Below are 16,975 nucleotides of genomic sequence, written 5' to 3' on the forward strand. Positions count from 1 at the left end.
CAATTCCCGCCTCGTTTCTCTGCTTCAAATCATCTCACTGCCCGCAGGTTTTCCGTATCACTTTACCTGATGAAATGATTATATCATATTTTCTTATCAGTGCGTAAATTTCTCGTTCAATTTCCACTCAAATTAAAGCAAAATAACACCACAGCCAAATCCAAACCTCTCTTCCTGCTTCAATGCCATCCTTTGAAGGAACGTAGAGTCTGGAGTAAGTCTCTTTTCTTTCCCGTTAAAAAGATTTTCCATTGCCTGATCTGAATTTCTGCTTGTACCAATTATCTGAAACTTTTCCGCAAACTGCCTGATATGGGAGGACGGAGAAAGAGCTTGGATCATCGGCGGATAAAGCAGCCAGCTGTAACACAGAAAAGCCTTATATTTCGTTTCAGGATCAATCTGAGCAAAGAACTTTTTCGCTCTTTGGAAGGAGTCCTCCACCGCCTCTGTATGCAGATCTGCCCCTCTTTGAACATGACAGTTTAACACCGGACAGCCGCAGGGAAGAAGTTCTTGTGCATTCGTGGAATAAATCATATAAAAATAATCATCATCCAGATATACCATTTGGAATGGCTGAAACTGCAAAGAGCCAATTTTAAAAATCTCAGCATTCATAATGTGGCGAAACCAGATCACATCGTCTTTTTCAAGCCCGGCCCGGCCGGTTTTCTGAAAATAAATCTCTGCCCGCAGCGTAACATCCTGGAAGGTATCAAAAATAATACTGTCCGAGATTCCCCGTGCCCTGTATTCTTCATATTTCTCCACAAGAAGACAGGTAATGACAGTTAAACGGACAGCCGGAACCTGATCACACAGGAAAAACTGGAAATCCTCTCCCTGATACGCTTTGTCTGCAAGCACTTCCACTGTGTCACCCAGCCTGTTTATTTCCTTTTGAACCGCTTCCTGAATCTGATCCCGGTAATGCAGTTCTGAAAGCATGGTATGCAAGGTCATTCTGTCACCTCCATAACATAGTTACGGACTGAGAAAGCTTGTCCCTTTCTCAGTCCATCCATTGATGTTATTTTTAACATCCTATTTCTTAAACACTTCAGATTTTATGCTTTTCCAGCCACTTACCGGAATACTCCGCGATCGAACGGAGACATCCGTCCTCCATCGGAGAAGTCAGTCCCGCTCCCTTTACCAGTCCGAGGAATGTATCCGTACCTCCGCGTTTTACAAACTCTTTGTATTTTACCCAGGCCTGATCCCAGTCTTTTTCGATTTCCAGCCAGAACTGCAGCGCCACGGTCTGTGCCAGACAGTAATCAATATAGTAAAACGGTGATGCGTAAATATGGTTCTGTCTCTGCCATCCGGCTCCTCTTTCATAAAAAGGAATTCCCTCCAGATCCAGATACGGGCGGTACCGTTTTTCCAGCTTCAGCCACGCTTCGTTGCGCTCCTGCGGCGTCATCTCCGGATGCTCATAGACTACCTGCTGGAAGTGATCCACCAGACATCCATATGGAATAAAATTCAGCGTTCCCTCAAGGTGGGAAACTTCATATTTCTTTGTCTGATGTTTGAAGAACAGCTCATACCACGGTGTCGCAAAAAATTCCATGGACATGGAGTGAGTCTCTGCAGCTTCCATGGACGGCAGATGCATGGAAAGCAGATCGATGTGCTTTTCCGCCATGTAGGAGGCAAAAGCATGTCCCGCTTCGTGGGTCAGCACATCCACATCTCCTGCCGTACCGTTAAAATTGGAAAAGATAAACGGACAGCCATAGCCCGGTATATCACAGCAGTAACCGCCGGTCGCTTTCCCCGGTTTAGCTACCACATCGAAAAGCTCCCGTTCGAACATCATTTTGATAAAATCCGCAGTCTCCGGGGACATTTCCGTATACATCCGGCGTCCTGCCTCCATGATTTCCTCCGGCGTCCCCTGCGGAACCGCATTGCCATCCGGGAAACGGAAGGAATCATCGTATATTTTCAAATGATCTACACCGATACACTCTGCCTGTGTCTTCTTGATTTCACAGACAACCGGAACGAGATCCCGAACCACCTGATCACGGAAGTCCGCAATAGCTTCCGGTGCATAGCAGTTTCTCTGGCGGCGCACATAGCCAAGCTCCACGAAATTTTTCATGCCAAGGCGGTGTGCCTGCTCGGTACGGTTTTTCACCAGTTGATCAAAAATTTCATCCAGTTCTTCCTGATGATCATCAAAAAACTTCCCGTAGGCTTCGTACGCTTCCTTCCGGATCTCACGGTCCTGGCTCTGCATAAACAGTCCCATCTGGGAAAGATTATACTGTCCGCCCTGAAATTTGATCTGCGCTCCTGCAAGCAGAGACTGATACCGGGTCTGCAGCGTACTCTCCTCCTGAAGAAGCCCGGTTATTTCCGGGGAAAATCCTTTCATCGCAAGATCCAGATTCAAAAAGATCACTTTCCCGAATTTTTCCTCCAGTTCTTTCCGGAATGGCGAATGAAGCAGCGCTTCCTTGTATTTCTGCATCTCTTCTTCGAGAATCGGAGAAATCCGGTCGTTATATTCCCGCTCTTTTGCATAAAATTCATCTTTCGTATTCACCGTATAACGGATGTATACGAGAGAATCTGCTGTGGAAATCTCCTTTTCCACTTCATTCATCCGGTAAATGGCCGCTGCCTGCTCTTCGGCAGAAGATGCCTGTTTTACCTCTTCTGTGATTTCCCTGATCTTCTTTTTCACTTCCTCGAGATCGATTCTTTTGTAAGAAAATTCGCTGAATGTTTCCTTTCTCTCCATATGACATTTCCCTCCTGTCTTAAGATAGATTCAGTATACCACATTCATACAGGCAAAAAAAGGCGGGGAGTACGACATTTTCCAGTCGTCTCCCCGCCTTTTTCTGTCTGTCTATTCTGTTTTTGTGCCCTCACACGCTCTTCCTAATGTGCAAATCCGGCAAACGATAATTCGCATCCGTGTCCAACACGGCTGAAGATATTGACGATTCTCGTCATGACTTCGGGATACTGCTCCTCCTGTGTCAGAACCAGTATTTTCGTATTATCTTCCGTAAACTCTGCCCGTTCCACCTCCGGGATTTCCAACATCTCTTTCAGGATTTCCGAAACCATCTCCTCTGTCAGATTTTTTGCCACTCGATAATACCTTCCCAATTTTAAGGCCTTCTTTCTTTAATTAGTTATTTCTAACTTTTAGTATAGTCCTTCCTTTTTCTGTTGTCAAAGAATTTCTGATAAAAAATTATCAAATATGGAATTTCCAGAATGCCCGCTGTATCTTTTCAAACTCTTTCCGGTTGGTTTTCTTTCTGCTATACTATTTCTATATTTAATTAAACGATATGAAAAGAAAGGAAGAACGTTTTATGCAGTCTTTTTCATTGGGCCAAAATCAGATTTCCATTTTACCTGGCAGACGACCGGACGCACCCGTTATTTATCTTCCTTCGGTTAAGGACGAAGGTGCCTGCATCTCCCGGTATCTGCTGGAATACGGCTGTCCGGATCTTACACTTGTTTCGATCAGTGATCTTTCCTGGAATCACGATATGGCACCCTGGGACTGTCCGGCTGTCTTTCCAAAAGGTGATCCTTTTACCGGAGGCGCTGACGCATACATCCACCAGCTGACAGAGCAGATTCTTCCTGAAGCTGAACGGCGGATCGGATCCGAACCAGTCTGGAGAGGAATCGCTGGCTATTCTCTTGCCGGGCTGTTCGCCATCTATACGCTCTATCACACAGATCTGTTTTCCAGAGCTGCCAGTATATCCGGTTCTCTGTGGTTTCCCGGCTTCTCCGAATACATGGAATCCCATTCCTTGGCTGTCCGGCCGGACTGTATTTACCTTTCTCTTGGAAAGAAGGAGCACAAAACAAGAAATCCGCTCATGAAAACAGTCGCACATCATACGGAAAAGGCCGTCTCCTGTTTTCAGTCACAGAACATCCACGTAACCTTTGAGTGGAATGAAGGCGGGCATTTTGATCATCCGGATCAAAGAACAGCAGCAGGTATTCAATGGATCACAGAACAGCATTGAGCTTCAGGCCGTATGATGAAATATCTAAAAAAATCGCTGAATGCCCCACACAAAGGCACCAGCGGGTTTTTTGCTTTTTCTAACTGTTTTCACATCAATCTGCGGAACAGATCTTTCAGATCTTCCACGCTTGCGTCTTTCGGGTTGCCCGGCGCACATGCATCTGCATGAGCAGATTCTGCAAGGAAGTCCAGATCTTCTTCTTTTAATGCTTCCAGTTTTGTCGGGATTCCAACATCTACAGACAGCTGCTGAACGGCATCGATTGCTGCTTTCCGGTATTCTTCAACAGACATCTCGTCCACACCTTTTACACCTATTGCTCTTGCAATTTCACGGTACTTTTCTCCTGTGCAGTCAGCGTTGTACTCCATTACGATCGGCAGCATCATTGCGCATGCAACACCATGCGGAGTATCATAAACTGCTCCCAATGTATGTGCCATGGAATGAGCGATTCCAAGTCCTACATTGGAGAATCCCATACCGGCAATGTACTGGCCAAGAGCCATGCCTTCCCGGCCTTCTGCTTCTCCTGCCACTGCGCTCCGGAGGGATCTGCTGATGATTTCGATTGCTTTCAGGTGGAACATATCGGTCATTTCCCACGCTGCTTTTGTCGTATATCCTTCGATGGCATGTGTCAGAGCATCCATTCCCGTTGATGCTGTCAGTCCTTTCGGCATGGAAGACATCATATCCGGATCCACGACTGCAACAACCGGCATGTCATGCGGGTCTACACAAACGAATTTTCTCTTTCTTTCAACGTCTGTAATAACATAGTTGATCGTTACTTCCGCTGCAGTTCCTGCTGTGGTCGGCACAGCAATCGTTGGCACACAAGGATTTTTCGTAGGCGCTGTTCCTTCCAGGCTTCTTACGTCCTCAAATTCCGGATTGGCAATGATAATTCCGATCGCCTTTGCCGTATCCATGGAGGAACCTCCACCAATCGCAATGATATAATCTGCCTTTGCTGCCTTAAATGCCTCAACCCCGTGCTGTACGTTCTCAATCGTTGGATTTGCCTTGATGTCAGAATACATTTCATAGGCAAGTCCTGCATCTTCCAGCACTTTTGTCACTTTTCCGGTCACTCCAAACTGTAGCCTTGCTGAGAAATGGTTTTCCAAAAACTTTTTCATTACAATAATACGAAATACTTCCTTTTTTCCCCAATGTCACATTAATCATTTTTGCCTTTGACTGTTTTCTTATGATCCTTACCCCTTGATCATAATCATTTGTTCCAGTCAACCATTCTATTTCATCGTCTGCAATCTTTAAAATGTCACATTCTTGTATTCCATACCAGATAGCTGTCTTTGCATGTTCCAAATCATTCCATAATGTTTTTCTTAAATTCGGATCAAAAGAAATCCATCTTCCCATCTGTTTTGCATAAGTAACAGCAGCCTTTGTCGCCGTAGCCGCCGGCTCATCCGTTAATGAAAGGGAGCCAAAATGAAAAATACGACAATTTTCAATCAATTCTTTACATACGTCTTTTTCATCCAGCATAATATCAGCCCCTGGCTTTCTATAAAAGGAAAAATCCCTGTCTCCATCTTCCATCGTATGTACTATCGCAAGGGTAGTATTCACTTCCTTATCATAAATCAAACCTTTGTCGGAGATGCCAATTCTTTTGATGGTATTCCCAAGCATTTTCCCAAAATAGTCGTCTCCGACCTTTCCTATAAAGGCAGTTTTATAACCCAACCCGGTCAGCATTGACAGCACATTACATGGTGCACCTCCTGGATTTGCTTCAAATACCGGATTCCCATTGGAGCTGTTCCCATTCTGGATGAAGTCAATCAACAGCTCGCCTAACGCAACAACATCATACATGCTTGCCCTCAACCTTTCTTTCCTGTATTTCCTTCACAATTTTATTATATGCTTTCTTATTCAAACGATAGAAATACAAAACTATCGCCGTTACGATCCAGAGTATCCCCGGAACTGTTGTAAAAGAATGTTTAATAATGGATAATACCGCTGCATTCTGCTGCTGGTTTGCAACATATCCAAACATGCTCAAAACACCTGCAAGTACAGAAGTTCCAATCGCCATTCCGATTTTGTTTCCCAGTGAAATAAATGCATACTGAAATCCATCATTTCTGAGTCCGGTCTTCCATTCTCCATACTCCACACAATCCGGAACAATCGCATAGATCGCAGTATTAAAACCGGAAAAGAAAAATTGTGCCAGACAAGAAAATGTATAAAATGGAACAGGATTTTCTCCAACTGTAAAGAAGTACATACAGAACATACTAATTCCCGTCAACAGTGCAAAGATGGAAGCAGAACGTCCTTTATTATTGGTAAGCCGAAATACCAGTGGAAAGCAGGCAGCACCAATAATAGATGGAAGAATAATAAACAAAGAATAGGTGCTAAATAACGCTTCGTTTCCCTCCACATAGGTAAAATAGTATAATGCATCCGCATTTCTTCCATAGAGTGTCACACCGAACAGAAATTGTCCTGCAAGAGCGATCATATATGGACGATTTTTTGTCACAGTCGCTAACTGAACCTTTATAGAAATTTTTTCTTTCTCCGGTACTTCCACCACTTCTTTTGTTTTTGCGAAGCAGAAAATATGACACGCTGCGAAAATACATCCATATAAAACAGCAATCAATAAATATCCCTTTTGATCATTTCCACCACCAAGCCTTCCAATAAGAGGAACCGTCACAATATTGATAATGCCAATCGCAATCATTGCACTGACAGATCGGAATGTATTGATTTTCGCCCGTTCTTCTATATTCTGTGTCATTGCTCCACACAGTGTCCCATAAGGAATATTCACGCACGTATAACCTAATACAAGAATACAATAAGTGATTGCCATATAGATGACCTTTGCAGTGGACGACCAATCCGGATGTGCCCAAAACGTCAAGATCAGTATCACGGCTGTCAATGGTGCCGCCACCAAAAGCCATGGTCTGTATCTTCCCCATTTCGTATGGGTTTTATCGCTTAATCCGCCAATAATCGGATCATTAATTGCATCCCAAAATCGTGAGAACAACATCAGACCTGCCACCGCTCCCATACTAATTCCAAAAATATCTGTATAGAATATCATCAGGAAATTTCCCACGAACATCCAGCTGAAATTGCATCCCACATCTCCCATACCGTATGCAATCTTACTGATCAGTGGTACTTTTACGTTTGTATCTTTCTGATTCATTACAATTCTCCTTTATCAATTACAAATACTGGCTGGCTCTACTTTTTCCTGATCCGGGCCGGTAATTGAAAAAATTTGTTTCCTTATTCTGTAATACGGATAACAGCCTTCACAATATCCGCTTTATTATTCACACTATAATCCATTGCTTTCTGTGCTTCGTCCAATCCAAATATATCCGTTACAATCCCCTTCAGATTTACTTTTCCTGCTGCAACCGCATCAATCGCCATTGGATAAATATGACGGTAACGGAATACGGTCTTAAAGGTCAGTTCTTTGTCCAGTGCAAGACTCATCGGAAGTGTCATCTCTCCACTCTTGCTATATCCCACAAGAACAATATTGGAGCCTTTTTTTGCCATATGAATTGCCTGCCTTGTTGTAATTTCCGTACCCGCTGTTTCAATTACCAGATCTACACCAGCTCCATCTGTCAGCTGCTTTACCCGTTCCAGTACATTTTCCTTTGCGCCATTAATAACTTCCGTCGCCCCCAGTTCCAATGCTTTTTCAAGCCGTTTCTCCATAATGTCCACCACATACACTTCCGACACTCCTCTTGCTTTCAATGCCATCATTGAAACAAGACCGATACAGCCTGCGCCCATGACAACAGCCCGCTGTCCAAGGTGTGCCTCTCCCTGAATCGCTGCATGGAACCCTACTGCCAATGGCTCAATCAAAGCACCTTCCAGCGTACTTACATTATCTGGAAGTTTGAAACACAGATCTGCTTCGTGAGCAACATATTCTTGAAATACGCCGTCTACAGGAGGTGTTGCAAAGAACACCACATCCGGGCACAGATTGTAACGTCCCGTTTTACAAAATTCACAGTGTCCACAGGTTTTTCCTGGTTCCAAAGCAACTCTGTCTCCAACCTTTAAATGCTTTACATTCTTACCAACTTCGACAACAGTTCCTCCCGGTTCATGACCCAGCACAAAAGGCGGATTTACCACATAGTCTCCAATGGCCCCTGTTTCATAATAATGCAGGTCACTTCCGCAGATACCCACATATTCCAGTTTTACCAATACCTCGTCATCTTTTGGATTTGGAATATCCCGCTCTTCAAATCCCATCTTTCCGATTCCCAGCATGACAGCAACTTTCATCTTTCCTTTCATTATTATTTCCTCCTTTTTATGTTACTTTATTTTATACTTAATTAAATAGTTTTATTATGTTTTTTACTTTATATCCTATTCCACTTTTTGTCAATAGTTCCTGGCAATCAAGTATTATTTCGTCATTATCTTCAAAAAGACATCTTACGTTTTAGTAAAACTGCATCAAAAAAAGAGACTCCATTTCTGAAGTCTCCTGTAAAAGCACCTGCGTGCAGTTTATATCTGTTTTACAAAATTTTCAATTACTTCCAGTGCTGCTCCTAGCGCCGCTGCCCCAACCTTATATCTGCAGCTATTTACAAATTGTTGATCCTCTGTAAATGTATTCCGTTCCGATACTTTATTCCATAGATCCGGTAAATAAGGCTCTATATAGCTTCCCACATATCCTCCCAGAATAATATCACAATCAAGGAGCATCCGGATATTATTTAATGCCACAGCAAGATAGCCTGTATAGACATCCCATATATCTGCCACCTTTGGATCTTTCTTCTCCAATAGCTCAAAGAACTTTTCTAATTTTCCTCCTGCTGCATCTGACAAAATTGCCGCACTGCAATACGCATCCAGGCATCCTTTTTTCCCGCAATAGCATATCTTTCCATCCGGAATCACAGTCATGTGCCCGACTTCTCCGCAGCGAAAATGCTTGCCCTGTACGAGCCCATTATTATCAAAAATTGCCCCTCCAACTGTATTACTTAAAGACAAGTAGAAAAAACGCTCTCGTTCATCTGAACAAATTCCTTCCGCATAAGCTCCCGCATTCGCATCATTCACAAAACAACAGGGATAATCAAAAAAACTGCTTATGGAATCAAAAGGTATCATTTCTACCCCAAGGATATGCGAATACGTAATTAACTGTCTATCCAAATCAATGATTCCAGGAAAAGAAATTCCTATACCCAAAATTCTTTTACGGTCAGCATTGCTTTCATCCAGAAAACATTCCAGTTCCTCTTTCACCTTATGATAATAAGTCGGCTCATGGGCATACGGAAGATAAATACGCACATGCTTTAAAATCTCACCGGTAAGATTCGTAAGCACAAAGCTAATATGGTTTTTCGTAATATCTAATCCTACAGCCTGCCTTACATTTATCACAGTTGAGAGTGCCTTCGCACGTCTTCCTCCAGTAGACTGCAGTTCTCCGGTTTCTTCAATGAAGCCCTTCTCAATCAACTCTTTTGTGATCTGCGTCACAGTAGGAAGACTCATCTTCATATCATACGAGATTTCCGGATTAGAGGCAGTTCCACGCTTACAGATATACCTGAAAACACGATTTCTGTTTGCTTTCTTTACCTCCATATTTGTTGTCTGCTTTCTTTCCATGTTATATCACCCATACTTTATTAAAGTGTTTTCTTTAGTATAACATTCTGTCTTCCAGAAAGCAACTTTACCATACTGGCTTTCGTTTTTATTTATAAATTTGTTTTTCTGTCAGCATTCCTGTCCATCTATTTACAGTTTAAATAAGTCCGGAAAAACTGTTCCATCTTGTCAAATGGAATCGCATCCTTTCCGCCTCCATCGTACAGATCGGTATGCACCGCATCCGGAATAATCAGTAATTCCTTATTATCCGCATATGGATTCTCTTTGACCATCGCAGCATAGGCATCACGGCTGAAGTAACAGGAATGCGCCTTCTCCCCATGCATCATCAGCACCGCGCTGCGGATTTCGTTGCTGTATTTCAGAATCGGCTGATTCAGAAACGACATACAGCCGATGACATTCCATCCTCCATTGGAATTTAAGGAGCGTTTGTGATAGCCGCGGTCTGTCTTATAATAATCGTGATAATCTGCCACGAAGAACGGCGCATCTTCCGGGAGCGGATCCACCACGCCGCCGCCCAGTGCGTAGCTTCCGTTTTTGTAGTCTACGATCCGTTGTGCATTCAGCGCCTCTTTCTTTGCATATCTGGCATCTGCAGAATCCTCTGCGTCAAAATATCCGTTTGCATTGACACGGGACATATCGTACATGGTAGACGTCACCGTCGCTTTGATCCGGGTATCCAGTGCCGCCGTGTTCAGCGCCACGCCGCCCCATCCGCAGATGCCGATGATACCGATTTTCTCCGGGTCTACGTTATCCTGTACAGAGAGAAAATCAACCGCTGCCTGAAAATCTTCCGTATTGATATCCGGGGAGGCCATGTACCTCGGTTCGCCCCCGCTTTCCCCGGTAAAAGAAGGATCAAATGCAATCGTAAGAAACCCTCTCTCTGCCATAGTCTGGGCATAGAGTCCTGCTGCCTGCTCCTTCACCGCTCCGAATGGTCCGCACACCGCAATGGCCGGCAGTTTTCCGGCGCTCTCTTCCGGTTCATAAATATCCGCCGCCAGGGTAATTCCATACCGGTTGTGAAATGTCACCTTCCGGTGATTCACCTTTTCACTTTTCGGAAATATTTTATCCCATTCTTCCGTTAAATTCAGCTTTTGAGTATCAGTCATGTCCATTACCATCCTTTCATTCTGTCTTTATTATATCTTCTTGTTTTCCCTGTCGCTAATGGTTATAATTTATATCGTGATATAATTTTTTAGAATATCAGGAGGCAGAGATTGGAATGGAATTAAAAACATTAAACTACTTTCTTGCTGTTGCACGGGAAGAAAATATGACACGGGCCGCCGAGCAGCTTCACGTCACTCAGCCCACTCTTTCCAAACAGCTGAAAGCCCTGGAAGAGGAACTTGGAAAGAAACTTTTTACGAGACACAGTTTCAGCATTCAGCTCACCGAAGAAGGGATTCTGCTGCGGAAACGTGCGGAAGATCTTGTCAAAATGGCAGATAAAATCACAGAAGAATTTCATACTCTGGACGATATTCTGGGCGGCGATATTTATCTGGGTCTTGCAGAATCCTATCAGATCCGGCATCTTGCCGCTGTGATCCGTACCATGAAAACAACCTATCCCGCTCTTCATTATCATATTACCAGCGGCGATACCGAGCAGGTTACAGAAAAACTGGACAAAGGAATTATTGACTTTGCCGTACTGGCCCAGGAGCCAGATCCTGCCCGGTATCATTTCCTGAAATTTCCCGAACCGGATGTGTGGGGCCTTATCATGCCTGCCGAATGTCCGCTGGCCGGAAAATCTGCTGTTACAGTCGATGATCTGACCGGGCTCCCTCTGTTCTGCTCGGAACAGGGATGGAACCATGATATTGCCAGATGGTGCGGCAGTCGTATGGATGAGCTGCAACTGGAAGGCTCTTTCCGCCTTTCTTACAATGGCTCCATTTTCGTCCGGGAAGGACTGGGGTATCTCCTGACCTTTGACCACCTCATTGACACCCATCCGGACAGCGGACTTGTCTTTCGCCCGCTGAATCCGAAGCTCGAAACCAGTATCTACCTGATCTGGAAAAAATATCAGGTATTTACTCCGATTGCAGAGCGGATGCTGGAAATGGTAAAAGAGCGGTTTACCGTCTGATCTCACTGATAATATTTTCGCGTATCATCTTCCGTGCCGGAATCATCACCGCCACAATGGCAAGCACCACATTCAACACCATGATTCCGGCCAAAACCATGTTCGGGACCGTGGAGGTTACATGTAAAAACTGTACGACATGTGCCATGTAGTAATCCATGACTCTACGGAAAATGTAATGATAACATACGAAGATCAATGCATCTGCCAGTAATCCATACAAAATACCTGTCTGCAGGATCATTTTGTAAAAGCCACTGTCCGTAATCCCCATGGCACGCATGATTCCGTATTCCTTTCTCCTTGCTAGAATGGTGTGATTCATACTGTTCATGATGTGGAACAGGCTGATGATGAGCAGAATCACGGCAATGCTGGAGAAGAAAATCTGCTGCTGGTTCAGATAATTCCTCTGTGTCTCAATCGCGGAAGTATAATCCTGCAATACTGCTTTTGGGACATCACGAATCGTCTGCAATAATTGATTACTTACGCTTGCCGTCTCTGCTCCTTCTGCCGGTGACGCATGGATAAAACTGTAATTCGTGATTCCGAAGTTTTCTTTCATCTGTTCATTTGTCATAATGATGCTTTGCGCATTTTCCCAGACTTCCGTATTCAAGAAATCCTGTTCCTGAGCCAGCGGTCTGCTTACAATGGCCACGATGACAAATTCTTTTTCTATATAATTTTCTTCCTCACTCTGAAATTTCAGCAGGTCATCTGTATACGCCTCTGGCTTTGGAACCCGCAGCGTAATCGTATCTCCCGGCTTTTTCCCATAAAAATAGTAATTCCCCTGCCCATCCATATTTGCCGTCACAATCACCTGGTTTTCCTTTTTTATGGTTTCCGGCAGAATCTCTCCCTCCAGAACATAGTCACGAAGCTGTTCCATCATCGCCTCATCGTAACCGTACACATCATATTTAATCCGGTACGTTCCATCCTCCTGCTGATTGCAGATCCCCGCATACCTCTGAATAAAATACGGTTCCTCATTTTGATATTGAAAAAAGTCTTTCCATCTCTCATCCGCCAGAAATTCACCTTTTGTAAGCTGTATTTCTCCCAGCGTATACTTCGTTGCGTAGACCTGATCTGTTTCCGGCATACTTTTTATTTGATCCGCCACCGATTCCGGAATCGTATCTTCCAGTGAATTAGACTTTAGACCAATCCGGTATTCCGAACTAAGTCCGTCGTCCGATTTCAGAGAAAGCTCCACATGCACTTTCAAATTCTCTACCATATAAGTGGTACATAAGAAAATACAGCCGCCAATGGACAGGGACAACAGAATCCCAACCACTTTCCTCCTGTTCGCAAACATAAATTTCCTTACTACCACTCCTGCCATGTTCACATGACGCAGTGCATAGATTTTTCTTCTTTTTGTAAAAGAAAGATCGCCGCTCATTCCTTCTTTCAAGGACTGTTTTCGCATGGACCGGACTACAAGGAACGCAATCAGCGCAAATGAAATCAGCAGGAACACAAATCCAAATACCATTGCGCCCCAGGAAAGATAAAACTGAATCCCTCCGCTTCCTTCTGCCAGCGTCTGGTCTGCGACAGATAACACCTGTTCTCCAAAAACTCCACTGAATCTCTGATACACAAGGCTTAGCATCCCGTTGCCTAAAAGGCATCCAAGGGGATATCCAACGAGAAACAGTATCCATAGTTCCAGAAGCAACGTGCCACCGATCTGCTGCTCACTGACTCCTAATGTCTGCAGCATGGCATATTCGGAAGTCCTCTTTGACACAGAAATATTAAATACACTGTATACAATAAAAAGGCTGAACAGACACAGCAGCAGAATCATTCCATAGTAAGCCAGATTGTAATCGCTTTGTAATTGCAGGACAATATAGGTAAAATTCCCTTCCTCGCTGGTCAATCCGAATTTCACGGTATCATAAAAGCTCTGGGGTTTCTCGCCGCCAAGATACTGTGTGACTTCATCGTTCCCGACAACAGCCTCGGAGGAAATCCGGTGTTCCTGTAAAAACGCATCCAGCTGCCTGTACAGCTTCTTGTCTTCATCAAATTTCAAATACAGAAACGTCTGACTTCCCCTTCCAACAAAGGAATCGCTCACAAAGACTTCCATCTCACTGGAGCTTGCCGCCCATTCACTTTTGAGCACCCCTGTTACCACATAATCCTTCTCGCCAATCCGAAGAGAATCCCCAGGATTACCGGAAAATCCAAGATTGCTGAGTACATATCCGTCCGCCGCAATTTCATTTTCCTTTTCCGGGAAGGTTCCCTCCAGCAGTTCTCTATGTGCCATCTGGCGGTAAGTTTCGTCCGCATGAATAAACGTGATTAAAAATTCTTCCGAAACCACATCGCGGATTTCCATCTTTCCACATTGTTCCAGATCATATCCGTCTCCCTTGTCGCCGCTCTGCACAGACACATATGTTTCTTTGTCTGTCTCAACATAATAATGCCAGTCACCGTAAATGGTCTTCCTGTTTGCCAAATCACTTTTCTGGCTGCTGTAAATCAGAGAACTGATTCCAGAAAGCAGTGACGCTGTTAATAAGACGCTCACAAAAATGGCCAGTGTCTGGCTTTTGTAATACCGCATGTATTTCCACGCCAGTTTTAACATACGCCATCACCGCCTTTTACCGGGATGTCTCTCTTTCCCGTAACAATACATCCATCTTCAATGTGGATCACCCGGTCACACGTCTGGGCGATGGCTTCGTTGTGGGTTACCATCAGGATTGTCTGCTTATACTTTCTGCAGCTCGTTTTTAATAACCCCATGACCTCAATCGTTGTCGCCGAATCCAGATTTCCTGTCGGTTCATCGCAAAGGAGAAGCTGCGGTTTATTGACAAGCGCCCTTGCAATGGCTACTCTCTGCTGCTGTCCGCCCGACAGTTCATTTGGATATTTCTTACGCTTTTCCCAGATGCCAAGCTCCCGCAGCAGTTCTTCCATGTACTTGCGGTTGATATGCCTTCCCCTGTCAAAGGTGACCGGCAGGGCCACGTTGTCATATACATTCAGCACCGGCATCAAGCTGTAATTCTGAAAGACAAAACCAATATTTCTTCTCCGGAAGATAATCAGTTCTTTCCTCGACAAAGAACCGATTTCCCTTTTCTTGATGAAAATCTTTCCTCGTGTCGGATTGTCCAAAGCACCGATTAAATTGAGAAGTGTCGATTTGCCCGAGCCGGACGTGCCTACGATAGCAACAAACTCGCCCTCTTCCACCTGCAGATTGATATTTCGTAATGCCTTGACCTGATTTTCTTTTTCGCCGTATATTTTTTCCACATTCTGTAATTCTAAAATACTCATCCGTCATCGCTCCTTTTCTTGATACCTCCAGTATAGAGGGAGGATCTTGCAATTTCGTTACAAAACGGATGATTCGTTCTTACAGTTTTGTAAGAACACAGAAAAACAGCTGCCTTTTCCATACTCGGAAACAGCTGTGATGTAACCCTTCTCTTTTTCCAGAATCAGATTCGACAGATACAGGCCGATCCCGGAGCCTTCCATATTCTCCACTTCCGGACTTCTGTAAAACCGTTTGAAAATATCTGTCAGTTCTTCCTGCCGGATGCCCCGTCCCGTATCTGCAATCTGAATTTCTGTATACAGTTCATACGGGCGAACCTGAATCCGAATCGCTCCGCCTGGTTCTGTATACTTTATGGCATTTTCCAATAGATTCACAAATACTTCGACGGTCCACTTCCGATTGTGATATAGCAGTCTATCATCAAATTCTTCCATTTCAAGGCGGATTCCCTTTTTCTCCAGTTTCGCATAGACTGCATCCACCGCATCCAGAATGGTCTGCTTTATCTTCGTATCTTGCACTTCAAATTCATCAATATTTTGCTCCAGCTTCACCATTTTCGAAAGAGACTCTACAATCCAGTTCAGCTTTTCAATCTGTCTCTGCATTTTATCCGCAAATTCCGCTTTCTTCTCCGGCGCCAGCTCACCTGTCTCCAGAATTTCCGTATAAAGAGAAAGATTCGCAAGCGGGGTTTTCAGCTGGTGGGACATATTGGACACCAGACTTTTCACCTGCTCCTTTTCCCGCTCTGCACTTTGTGCATGATTACCAAGCACTTCCTGAATCTGCTTGATCTTGCTGATCAGGGCCGAATATTCTCCTTCCTCGACATCAGAATATACAATCATTTCCTGATTTAATACGCTGTCCAGCAGGCGGTCAATCATGCGGTATGTTTTTCTTTTCTGATAAATGCCGTAGCAGACGGATAAAACCAAAAGCACGGCTAAGATGATCGTAATCCACATCGTTTTATTCCTTCCAGATGTATCCGATTCCATGCACCGTTTTGATATGCACAGGATTGGATGCATCATCTTCTATTTTCGTACGAAGCCTGCTGATATTGACAGACAACGTATTGTTATCTACATATTTCCCATTACTGTCCCATATTTTCTCTAAAATCTGATCTTTAGAAAGAATATGGTTCTTATTCTCGATCAGGTATAAAAGTAAACGATATTCTAATTTACTAAGCGGAATTTCCTCTCCCCGTTTCCACACTTTGCAGCTGCTCTGATCGACGCTTAATGATCCGGTGACAATCTTTGCAGTTTCCACTTTTTCCTGTAAAATCCGCTTCATTCTCGCCTTTAATACGCCAAGTGAAAATGGCTTGGACAAGTAGTCATTGACTCCCAGTTCCAACGCCTGAATCTCGTCCAGCTCGGTATCACGGGCAGTCAGCATGATAATCGGAACATTACTGTAGCTCCGCACCTCTTTGCAAAGCTCAAACCCGGTTCCGTCCGGCAGATTGCAGTCCAAAAGGACAATATCGTACAGCCCCTTCTCTATTTCCCGCAAGCCTTCCCTTTTGGATCCTACTTCTGTAATATCGTATCCATCACCGGAAAAAGAGAAGGATAAGCCTTCTCTTAAATCCGTATCATCTTCTATTATTAACAGTTTATATTGATTCATGTTGCAGTTCCTTTTCAGCAGTTTTTTCAATTGTACCAAGTCGCTAGCGCGACGGCTAGTGCAAGGTACGCATTTCCATCACTTTTTTCCAAAAAAAGTAGCAGTTTTTGTATTTAT

At 44.0% G+C, this 16,975-nt stretch carries 14 protein-coding genes and 1 pseudogene; 2 read left to right on the forward strand and 13 right to left on the reverse strand.

Features of this window, described 5'->3' with window-relative positions:
• Positions 1-132: 132 nt before the first annotated feature.
• The 3 genes from FGQ85_RS01790 to FGQ85_RS01800 form a co-directional block, all read right to left on the reverse strand.
• The gene (locus tag FGQ85_RS01790) at positions 133-966 is read right to left on the reverse strand and encodes an acyltransferase domain-containing protein (RefSeq protein ID WP_138372482.1); all 834 of its coding nucleotides are present in this window, start codon (positions 964-966) and stop codon (positions 133-135) included.
• Between the two features lie 97 nt (positions 967-1,063).
• Positions 1,064-2,764 (reverse strand): M3 family oligoendopeptidase, encoded by a 1,701-nt coding sequence (locus tag FGQ85_RS01795; protein WP_138372483.1) that lies wholly within the window; start codon positions 2,762-2,764, stop codon positions 1,064-1,066.
• 143 nt (positions 2,765-2,907) lie between these two features.
• Positions 2,908-3,123 carry a hypothetical protein gene (locus FGQ85_RS01800; RefSeq protein ID WP_242958991.1) on the reverse strand — a complete coding sequence of 72 codons (216 nt, stop codon included), beginning with the start codon at positions 3,121-3,123 and terminating at the stop codon, positions 2,908-2,910.
• 230 nt (positions 3,124-3,353) lie between these two features.
• Here FGQ85_RS01800 and FGQ85_RS01805 point away from each other — a divergent pair, with 230 nt between their 5' ends.
• On the forward strand, positions 3,354-4,031 hold the full coding sequence (locus tag FGQ85_RS01805) for an alpha/beta hydrolase-fold protein (RefSeq protein ID WP_138372484.1): 678 nt from the start codon (positions 3,354-3,356) through the stop codon (positions 4,029-4,031).
• Positions 4,032-4,120: 89 nt separating this feature from the next.
• Here the strand turns inward: FGQ85_RS01805 and fucO are convergent.
• The 6 genes and pseudogenes from fucO to FGQ85_RS01835 form a co-directional block, all read right to left on the reverse strand.
• Positions 4,121-5,143, reverse strand: a pseudogene (gene fucO, locus FGQ85_RS01810) (lactaldehyde reductase); the annotation flags it as partial.
• Complete coding sequence (locus FGQ85_RS01815) at positions 5,082-5,888, reverse strand: carbohydrate kinase (protein WP_138372485.1); 807 nt, start codon at positions 5,886-5,888, stop codon at positions 5,082-5,084. The pseudogene fucO and the gene FGQ85_RS01815, both read right to left, overlap by 62 nt.
• Positions 5,881-7,257: an MFS transporter gene (locus FGQ85_RS01820; RefSeq protein WP_087252819.1), complete on the reverse strand. Its 1,377-nt coding sequence runs from the start codon at positions 7,255-7,257 to the stop codon at positions 5,881-5,883. Before FGQ85_RS01820 ends, FGQ85_RS01815 begins: the two co-directional genes overlap by 8 nt.
• A gap of 83 nt (positions 7,258-7,340) precedes the next feature.
• Complete coding sequence (locus FGQ85_RS01825; protein WP_138372486.1) at positions 7,341-8,390, reverse strand: NAD(P)-dependent alcohol dehydrogenase; 1,050 nt, start codon at positions 8,388-8,390, stop codon at positions 7,341-7,343.
• Between the two features lie 219 nt (positions 8,391-8,609).
• On the reverse strand, positions 8,610-9,737 hold the full coding sequence (locus FGQ85_RS01830) for an ROK family transcriptional regulator (protein ID WP_087252821.1): 1,128 nt from the start codon (positions 9,735-9,737) through the stop codon (positions 8,610-8,612).
• 128 nt (positions 9,738-9,865) lie between these two features.
• Positions 9,866-10,873, reverse strand: a complete 1,008-nt coding sequence (locus FGQ85_RS01835) for an alpha/beta hydrolase (protein WP_138372487.1) — start codon at positions 10,871-10,873, stop codon at positions 9,866-9,868.
• Between the two features lie 116 nt (positions 10,874-10,989).
• Here FGQ85_RS01835 and FGQ85_RS01840 point away from each other — a divergent pair, with 116 nt between their 5' ends.
• Entirely contained in the window at positions 10,990-11,868 is an 879-nt protein-coding gene (locus FGQ85_RS01840; protein WP_138372488.1) for a LysR family transcriptional regulator, read from the forward strand.
• Here the strand turns inward: FGQ85_RS01840 and FGQ85_RS01845 are convergent.
• From FGQ85_RS01845 to FGQ85_RS01860, 4 genes are read right to left on the reverse strand one after another with little or no spacing between them, the layout of a single operon-like run.
• The gene (locus FGQ85_RS01845) at positions 11,858-14,497 is read right to left on the reverse strand and encodes an FtsX-like permease family protein (RefSeq protein WP_138372489.1); all 2,640 of its coding nucleotides are present in this window, start codon (positions 14,495-14,497) and stop codon (positions 11,858-11,860) included. The two genes, FGQ85_RS01840 and FGQ85_RS01845, sit on opposite strands and share 11 nt — an antisense overlap.
• Positions 14,491-15,201 (reverse strand): ABC transporter ATP-binding protein, encoded by a 711-nt coding sequence (locus FGQ85_RS01850; RefSeq protein WP_138372490.1) that lies wholly within the window; start codon positions 15,199-15,201, stop codon positions 14,491-14,493. Before FGQ85_RS01850 ends, FGQ85_RS01845 begins: the two co-directional genes overlap by 7 nt.
• 57 nt (positions 15,202-15,258) lie before the next feature.
• Positions 15,259-16,179, reverse strand: a complete 921-nt coding sequence (locus FGQ85_RS01855) for a HAMP domain-containing sensor histidine kinase (protein WP_138372491.1) — start codon at positions 16,177-16,179, stop codon at positions 15,259-15,261.
• 4 nt (positions 16,180-16,183) lie between these two features.
• Positions 16,184-16,858: a response regulator transcription factor gene (locus FGQ85_RS01860; protein WP_138372492.1), complete on the reverse strand. Its 675-nt coding sequence runs from the start codon at positions 16,856-16,858 to the stop codon at positions 16,184-16,186.
• Positions 16,859-16,975: the final 117 nt, after the last annotated feature.

Origin of the sequence: Pseudoflavonifractor sp. BSD2780061688st1 E11, assembly GCF_005844125.1 — a bacterium.
GTDB classification, from domain to species: Bacteria; Bacillota; Clostridia; order Lachnospirales; family Lachnospiraceae; genus Sellimonas; species Sellimonas catena.

Coding starts and splice junctions, on each gene's coding strand:
- FGQ85_RS01790 (WP_138372482.1), bottom strand. CDS start 966: ATGACCTTGCATACCATGCTTTCAGAACTGCATTACCGGGATCAGATT.
- FGQ85_RS01830 (WP_087252821.1), bottom strand. CDS start 9,737: ATGGAAAGAAAGCAGACAACAAATATGGAGGTAAAGAAAGCAAACAGA.
- FGQ85_RS01820 (WP_087252819.1), bottom strand. CDS start 7,257: ATGAATCAGAAAGATACAAACGTAAAAGTACCACTGATCAGTAAGATT.
- FGQ85_RS01850 (WP_138372490.1), bottom strand. CDS start 15,201: ATGAGTATTTTAGAATTACAGAATGTGGAAAAAATATACGGCGAAAAA.
- FGQ85_RS01795 (WP_138372483.1), bottom strand. CDS start 2,764: ATGGAGAGAAAGGAAACATTCAGCGAATTTTCTTACAAAAGAATCGAT.
- FGQ85_RS01815 (WP_138372485.1), bottom strand. CDS start 5,888: ATGTATGATGTTGTTGCGTTAGGCGAGCTGTTGATTGACTTCATCCAG.
- FGQ85_RS01845 (WP_138372489.1), bottom strand. CDS start 14,497: ATGTTAAAACTGGCGTGGAAATACATGCGGTATTACAAAAGCCAGACA.
- FGQ85_RS01825 (WP_138372486.1), bottom strand. CDS start 8,390: ATGAAAGGAAAGATGAAAGTTGCTGTCATGCTGGGAATCGGAAAGATG.
- FGQ85_RS01805 (WP_138372484.1), top strand. CDS start 3,354: ATGCAGTCTTTTTCATTGGGCCAAAATCAGATTTCCATTTTACCTGGC.
- FGQ85_RS01860 (WP_138372492.1), bottom strand. CDS start 16,858: ATGAATCAATATAAACTGTTAATAATAGAAGATGATACGGATTTAAGA.
- FGQ85_RS01840 (WP_138372488.1), top strand. CDS start 10,990: ATGGAATTAAAAACATTAAACTACTTTCTTGCTGTTGCACGGGAAGAA.
- FGQ85_RS01835 (WP_138372487.1), bottom strand. CDS start 10,873: ATGACTGATACTCAAAAGCTGAATTTAACGGAAGAATGGGATAAAATA.
- FGQ85_RS01855 (WP_138372491.1), bottom strand. CDS start 16,179: ATGTGGATTACGATCATCTTAGCCGTGCTTTTGGTTTTATCCGTCTGC.